We start from the raw sequence: 7,629 nt of genomic DNA, 5'->3' as shown, positions 1-7,629 counted from the left end.
GTAGTTAAAATAGCCGGTAATTTCCAAACCAGGTCTTGAAATATCACTGGTAATGATCTCGCGGTCTAAATAATCTGCACCACAAATAACCTCAAAATCAAATTTTTCGACTAAATCTTTCACGGTTACCTTTGTCATATACGGTTTCCTTTCTTAACAAGTCACTATGCCCCTATTTTACCATACTAGACCCATATGGACAGTTGGATAAGCTGTAATTTGTGAAAAAGAAAAATCCGCCCGTCAATCTGGCATTCAGATCAACAAGCGGATTAGGATTTAAAATAAATTCGACTAGGTCGGCTCTCGCACCCTAGTCGGGTTCGAGCCTCCAGACAGAGCTGCGTTTCAGCTTAAGCTGTAGCTGACTTCGCCAACTACTGCCTTAAACTTCCAATGTTCCTGTCTGAGCGTCGGCTCTCGCACCCTTCTTTAGTCGAGCTCAAAATGTCAGGATCGTGCCGCTTCAGACATGAAGTGTGTGATGTACCATCACACTTATGTCTTCCACCGTTACGAGTCTAAGCGACATTTTTCACATCCTTCATTATTTCCCGGCTTCGATAAATTTCTCAAAAAACCAATGGTACATCGAGAACAAGAAGGCTGCGGCGATTGCGTAAAAGAAGTTTGCGAATACAAAGGATGTTGGGAAGAACAATCCTACGATAATAAACATAAAGCCATTTACGACTAATCTAAACAAACCGAATGTTAGGATATTTAATGGTAATGCCAACAAGTTTACGATAGGACGAATAATTGAGTTCACAATACTCAATACGATAGCTACTAAGATTGCTGACCAAAAATCTGCCACATATACATTCGGGTCAAGAATCCATGAAATAGCCATCAAGCCCAAAGCATCAATCAGTGTCGCTAATATAAATCGTCTCATAATTAAAAATCACGCCAACTTTCTTCCTCATCAGGATTATCTTTTGAATCTTTACTATAGCATGATTCATTATAGTCGTCCTGATCTTCAGCATCAAATGATTTAGTCTGACGGTATTCATCACGGTCATGTCTATCTACACGTGTACGACCTTCATCCCTTGGTAAAATCAATGCTAACAATAGATAAATCAGTAACCCAGCTCCGCCAGAAAGTGTGACGAAGACAAAGATTACACGGATAATCGTTGGGTCAATTTCAAAGTACTCAGCGATCCCGGCACAAACACCATCTAATTTTACGTCATTACGTGATTTTGTTAATTTCTTAGCCATTCTATTCACTCCTACCTTTTTAGTGGCTTCTGTTTGGCATTACAAAAATTAAAATAATGTAGATTAGCCAAACTGGAAACTGTGCCAAACTTAATAATACTGCGATGATACGGACTAAATTACCAGAAATACCGAAGTATTCACCAATACCACCACATACCCCAAATAAGTAACTATCTTTTCTTGACTTCACTAATCTCCCTGACATATTAAATCTCTCCTCTACGCATATCAGCATCATCTTTCACGCGAATATTACCACGCATTGTCTTCAAGTTTACTCGATAAGCCTTTTCTCCAGCTACATCATAGTAAAATGCTTTTTGTTTGTTAAATTGATCGTTGACTTGTGATTGACTCTTAATTAAGTCTGAACGGAACATGATTTCACCTTGGTTGGTGTGGGCTAACCCATCAACTGCTGTACCTGCTGGCATATTCAATTTAATATCGCCATTTTTTGTTTCTACTTGGGCACGAACTAATGGTTTCGCGTTCATCGTAATCACGATGTCCCCATTTAAGGTTTCCATCAATACATTTTCTACGTGACCTTTTAATCGTTGGCTACCATTCAATGATTTCACCACTAAATCTAGGGCTTCCACATCGTTTAAGGTTAATTGACCATTTTTCGTATCCACTTCAATCATTGAAGCTGTAAATTCTTCGATACTAATCGCGCCGTCAACTGTTTGAATGTAGATATCATTCGTATCCATATGTTCAACCGTTACAGGGCCAGAAATTGTTCTCGCTTTAATAAAATCTAAGCGGTCTTTTGGCACTTGTACCACAATATCTGTCTTGATAAAACGAGAAATCATATTCAAGCTTAAGGCCCCGTCAACAAATTCTAGGTTTGCTCTTTTTTCAAAGGCAGTTTGCGCATCTTCCTCCTCGAAATCGCCGTATAACTTACCAACGACTGTTAATTTCGTAGTTGGTTGGTCCCAAGATGTTAACTCAATTTGACCAGCCGCAATTTGAATATCCACCATTGATAATGGTTCAGTGTATTCATAGGTCGCTTCAAAATCATGGGTAATCAATTTAGGTATTGGAATTGATCCGCTACCTTTTTCAAATTTCACAGTTTTTGATACCCTATCTTGCACTTGGTCTAAAACTGACCGTGTTTTAGTGAAGAAGTCGCCAACGATATTTTTGTAGTCGTACGCACTTGCTTCAGTTTCTTCTTCAATCGGTTGGCTTTCGTCAACATTTGAATCTGCTTGTGCCGTCGCTCTTGATGGTCTTGGATTTTCCGCATCGATTTGAATAATATCTTCTTTCAATTGGTGGATTTGCTCCGTCAATTGGTTGATTTCTTCAGTCAAACGGTCAATTTCAATATGAGTCACTTCAGATTTTTCTTCTTGGTTAACCAAATTTTGACGCTCAGTTAACTTGCTTGCGAGTGACGCTTCCAAGTCTTTCTGAATAGCCACTTTTTGTGTACGCCCAGTAATATCATCTTGATTTACCCCTTGGTCATTTTCCCAATCAGCATAAAAGTCATCTAAGATATCTTTTTCTTCCTCAACTTGCGCTTGTGTTGTAGGTTTTGATTCAGCTTGCTTCGCTCTATTTTCTAATAAGATAATCGCTTCTTCGTTTGTTAAAATGCCTTCTTTAACTAAGTTTAAAATACGTTCTTTATGATTCGTCATTGTGACAACCTCCTAGTTGTTTAGCTTTCCTTTGTTATCTATATTTTGCCAACTTTGGAGGTAAATGTCATAGGTCTATGGACCTAAATTCACAATTGTTTGATTTTAGCCCTATTGAACCCCGGTAAAAAAGGCTTTGGACCCGTTGTTGCTAGTAGACACTTGTAAGTGGACTGGAATTTGTTGTTTCAATTCAGCCACGTGAGAAATAATCCCAACAATACGGCCGCTCGCTTGTTGCAAATCAGTCAAGGTTTCAATTGCTTGTTGCAAGGATTCCTGGTCTAAGGTACCAAAACCTTCGTCAATAAAGAGCGTGCCAATGTCAATACCACCAGCATCATTTTGAATCACGTCAGACAGACCAAGGGCCAAGGCTAAGGAAGCTTTAAAGCCTTCTCCACCAGATAGGGATTGGACCGACCGCTTCCCACCAGCTTGGTAGTCAAAGACAGCTAGGTCAAGTCCTTTAGCCCCTGCACCAGACTGTCCTTCGACAATCCGTCTAAATTCATACCGCATTTGAGTCATGGCCATCAAACGTTCATTCGCATATTGAAGGATTTCATCAAAATACAAACCTAAAATATAACGCTCAAAAGAAATATAGCCATACGCCTTCTCTTTCCCGTTGGCTACCTTATTTAATAGAGATAGTTCCCCAAAGTGACGTCCTTTCTCTTGGTAAGTTGCAAAACTATCCTTAAATAGGTAAATTGCATGGTCTAATTGGGCTTTGACCGAAATAATTTGATCTTTTGCGTCTTTAAATTCATTTAATTTAAGGCGTTCCTGGTCAATATCCAGCTGATAAGTATCCGCTTTTTTATCCAAACCAGCTGATGTAATTTGATTTTGGTTTGTTGCCTTATTTTCTTTAAAGGCATAAACCTCATTGTCAAAACGCTGAATTTCACTTTCAATACTCTGCCAATCTTCTTGGTTTTCATGGATTTGACGGATGTCTTCCTGGCTTTCTTGACGGTTGGTCATCGCCTCATCCAAAGCAGTTTGATCAGCTTTTAATTCTACTTGCCCTTGCTTGATTTGATCTTTATATCCTGCAATCTGTGTGGTTAGCTGAGCAACTTCTTGCTGGTACTTATCTAATTGAGACTTCAACGCTTGGTCTTTCGCTGTAATTTCTGCTAAGGTCTTGTTTTTCTCTTGGTATTCAGCTGTGACGGCAGCTTTAGAATCCCCTACCAATCGCTCTTTTAATTGGTCAATCTCAGTGCGTAACTCTTCTACCGCACTTTGATTAGATTCCGATTGTCCTTTAAGGGTAGACGCCTCAATTTGCTTATTATTTAAAGCTTTCTTGGCATCGTCCACTTGCTTAATCGTCTCATTAATTTGCTTGTCCAAGTCTTGTTTGGTTTGGCTTAACTTGTCTAAATGTGCTTTGACTTGTTGAATATCTGCTGCTTCTTTATCAAGTTGGGTCTGCCATATAACAAGTTTTTCTTCATTACTTGTCGCCTCTGCCGCTAATCCTTTAATATTTTGGTCAGAAACCATTCGGTCAAAAGTCCCCTGAATCACAGATAGACGCTCTGCTTTACTTGAATATAACTGAAAAGCTGCCTGAGTAGCGTCCACCCCTGCCTCCACCATTTCTTTGGTCACTGCACCCTCTTGTGGCACTGCGGGTGCTGGATGATGAATAGAACCACAGACCAAACAAGGTTGTCCTTCAACCAATTGACTAGCTAATTCGCCCGCTAAGTTTTGGCTATAAGCCAACTCCAGGCCGTTTCGCTCGTATACTTTTGCTTGATAGTTTTTTTGGTCCGCTTCAACTTGAGCAGAGAGGTCTGCAATCTCTTGGTTGGTTTTAACCATGTCTTGATAACTTTTCACTAACAAGTTATATTGATAGCTTTTATTATCTATTGAGGCTTGTTGCTGGCTAATATCCCCTACTTGGTCTAATTCTGCTTGTAGTTTTTTCAGTGATATTTCCCCAGCTTCGACCACTTTTTCCTGGTCGTGAATCTGGCTGGTTAATTTTTTTGCTTGTTCCGCCAAACTTTGGCCATGAGCCACCTGCTTTATGAGACTACCTTCTTGCATTAAATAGTTATCCCATTTATTTTCTTGGATAGCCAAATCCTGCAATTCTGCCCGCAGACTATCTACTTGGTCAATCCGGTCTTGCCAGTCAACTTGTTCAGCTTTGATAGCTTGTAAACGACCGTCTGCTTCTTGTAATAAGTTCGTTTTCTCATTCATCAAGGCCTGTAATTGCTCTTGTCTATTCGTCAACTTTTGAATTTGTTGGATTAATCGGTATGCGTCTTGAGTGGTCCGATATTGGTTTAACACCTGACGTTTAACAACAATTGCTGCCTCTCGCTCTTTAATAGAAGCTTCTTGTTGAACCAACTCATCTTGTCTAGTGAGCAATTGAATGTAACCTTCTAGCTTCTGAATCCTAGCTTCTGATGCTGTGATTTCTTGGCTTAATTGTGTACTCTCTTGGTTGAATTCACTAGATTTTCGCCCTGCCCATTCAGACAGCGCCTGATAGTCTTCTTGGTCCACCCAATTTTGAACGCGGTCTTTTTCTGTTAGGGCATTTTCAGAGACCCCTGTTTGATTTTCATCTTTTTCTTTTGCTTGTTCAGTCTTAATATCCACAAAGGTCACGAATGATTGGCTATGTTGGTCTACTTGTTTCTTCAAGGTGCCCACTTCTTGGTTGGCCTGTTTAAACCGTTCGGCTATGGCTTGTTGGAATCGGTCTAAATAATCAGTGTGGAATATGGTCCGTAGAATGGCTTCCTTTTCGCCCGAGCTAGCTTCCAAGAGTTTTTTAAACTCTCCTTGTGGCAACATGACAATTTGTCTAAATTGATCTGCTGACAAACCAAGAACTTCAACTAACTTACTATCCACTTCTTGCGTCTTACTTAGTGAAAAATCTTCCCCTTCTAAGGTTACTTCCGCATTCTGCTCTCGAATTAAGCCCCTTTTAGTCGGCCGTTTTTGCTTGGGAATCCGTTCCACCGTATAGGTTTTCCCGTGAATCATAAAGGTTAACCGTACATATGCAACACTTTCATTTTCAGCTAACTGCGACTTCAATTCATTAATATCACGCGATGAACCAGAAGTCTTTCCGTATAAGGCGTAAACAATGGCATCAAAAATGGTCGTTTTACCAGCACCAGTGGATCCTGAAATCAAGAATAAGTTCTGATCGCCTAAGTCTGTAAAGTCTAGGCTCGTTTTTTCTTTATAAGGTCCAAAAGCCTGCAATTCAAGTTTAATAGGTCTCACTATGCCTTATCCTCCTTTAAGGTTGATTGGAAAATATCACGGACAATTTCCGCTTGAAATGCTGATAATTCTTGGTCCGTATTATTTTGATAAAACTGAGCAAACTGGTCCCATACAGGTGTTGCTTGCACTTCATGACGTTTGGTTTTCAAGTCTTGTCGCTGTCTATTTTCTAAAGCTACATACTCTAAGTTCATGGCATTTGGGTACCGTTTCTTCAAGCGATTCATAGCTTCATGCTGAGCATAGGCGTCCGTTAGTTCAAAGAAAATATAGTCATCTGATTGCCCTTGTAACAAATCTTCAAATTGACCACGCATAATCCGCATATCCTTATCAGCCTTTAATTCATGCTTCACAACTTCAATGGTGTCTGCTTTTTTATCTAAGTCAATCTCTAAAAAGCCCTTATGATGATGAACTTCTGACTTAGAAAACTTCAAGGGTGAACCTGAATAGCGAATTCGCGGAGTACCTACTTGTTGCGGTCCGTGTAGATGACCAAGCGCCACATAATCAAAACCATCAAATACAGTATGAGGTACATATTCACTGGTTCCAATGGATAAAGGACGTTCTGAATCGGATCTTTCTAAGTCTTCCCCTGGCCCTTCAATGGACCCGGCTGTTACATAACCATGGTAAAGGAGGATGTTGACTCGACTAGGATCCCACTTGTCCTTAATTCGCCCTACCTGTACCTTAGTGGCATCCTCAATACTATGAATAGTTTCTTCAGGATATAGACGTTTAATTGTTAGATGATCGCTAAACGGTAATAGATACACATCTGCGTCCCCAACTTCAACCTTTTGAATCTCGGCACTAGAGACACCAGCCATGTGTAAGCCTTGTCCTGATAGTAAACCTGCAGCATAACCTACACGTTCACCTGAATCATGGTTTCCAGCGATAATGCAAATGGGACAAGCTAGTTCTTGTGACATTTTCGTTAACGTTTCATTGACCAACTGAACCGTTTCACCGCTTGGTAAAGTCCGGTCATATAAATCGCCTGCCATAATCACCAAATCAGGATTTAAAGCGACGGTTTGCGCTAGCCAGTCATCTAATATGGCACGTTGGTCTGCTATTAGAGAGTGGTTATTGACCACTTTTCCAATATGCCAATCCGCCGTATGTACAATCTTCACTATTATCCCACTTCCTTCTTATAATCTTTCATCTTAAAGAAAAACACTATGCTCCAAGATGAATGTAATATTTATCGTCAACATAGTGTTTTTCTACTTTATTCTATTTTTTCAACAATGGTTTTAAGTATTTACCTGTGTATGAGCCCTTCACTTTAGCAACCTCTTCAGGTGTACCAGAAGCAACGATTTTACCACCTTGAGCACCACCTTCAGGGCCAATATCCACGATATAGTCTGCAGTTTTAATCACATCTAAATTGTGCTCAATCACGACAATA

At 40.0% G+C, this 7,629-nt stretch carries 6 protein-coding genes and 1 pseudogene; all 7 read right to left on the bottom strand.

Translation table 11 applies throughout. The annotated features are described in order from the left end of the window. Positions 1-138: pseudogene (locus ACRCJ0_RS07535) on the bottom strand (HPr(Ser) kinase/phosphatase); the annotation flags it as partial. A 409-nt stretch (positions 139-547) separates the two neighbouring features. Further along, the gene (locus ACRCJ0_RS07530) at positions 548-901 is read right to left on the bottom strand and encodes a phage holin family protein (RefSeq protein ID WP_059133888.1); all 354 of its coding nucleotides are present in this window, start codon (positions 899-901) and stop codon (positions 548-550) included. 2 nt (positions 902-903) lie between these two features. Beyond that, positions 904-1,236 carry a PspC domain-containing protein gene (locus ACRCJ0_RS07525; RefSeq protein WP_419971760.1) on the bottom strand — a complete coding sequence of 111 codons (333 nt, stop codon included), beginning with the start codon at positions 1,234-1,236 and terminating at the stop codon, positions 904-906. A gap of 19 nt (positions 1,237-1,255) precedes the next feature. After that, a complete protein-coding gene (locus ACRCJ0_RS07520; RefSeq protein WP_419971759.1) occupies positions 1,256-1,444 on the bottom strand; it encodes a PspC domain-containing protein in 189 nt (62 codons plus the stop codon). A 1-nt stretch (position 1,445) separates the two neighbouring features. Further along, complete coding sequence (locus ACRCJ0_RS07515; RefSeq protein ID WP_419971758.1) at positions 1,446-2,909, bottom strand: DUF4097 family beta strand repeat-containing protein; 1,464 nt, start codon at positions 2,907-2,909, stop codon at positions 1,446-1,448. Positions 2,910-3,020: 111 nt separating this feature from the next. Further along, positions 3,021-6,194 carry an AAA family ATPase gene (locus tag ACRCJ0_RS07510; protein ID WP_431390070.1) on the bottom strand — a complete coding sequence of 1,058 codons (3,174 nt, stop codon included), beginning with the start codon at positions 6,192-6,194 and terminating at the stop codon, positions 3,021-3,023. After that, the gene (locus ACRCJ0_RS07505; protein ID WP_419971756.1) at positions 6,194-7,348 is read right to left on the bottom strand and encodes an exonuclease SbcCD subunit D; all 1,155 of its coding nucleotides are present in this window, start codon (positions 7,346-7,348) and stop codon (positions 6,194-6,196) included. Before ACRCJ0_RS07505 ends, ACRCJ0_RS07510 begins: the two co-directional genes overlap by 1 nt. Positions 7,349-7,629 lie beyond the last annotated feature (281 nt).

This window comes from Aerococcus sp. L_32 (assembly GCF_050689315.1).
Note: the sequence above shows the minus strand (reverse complement) of the source record. Positions and strands in the feature narration are given on the sequence as shown.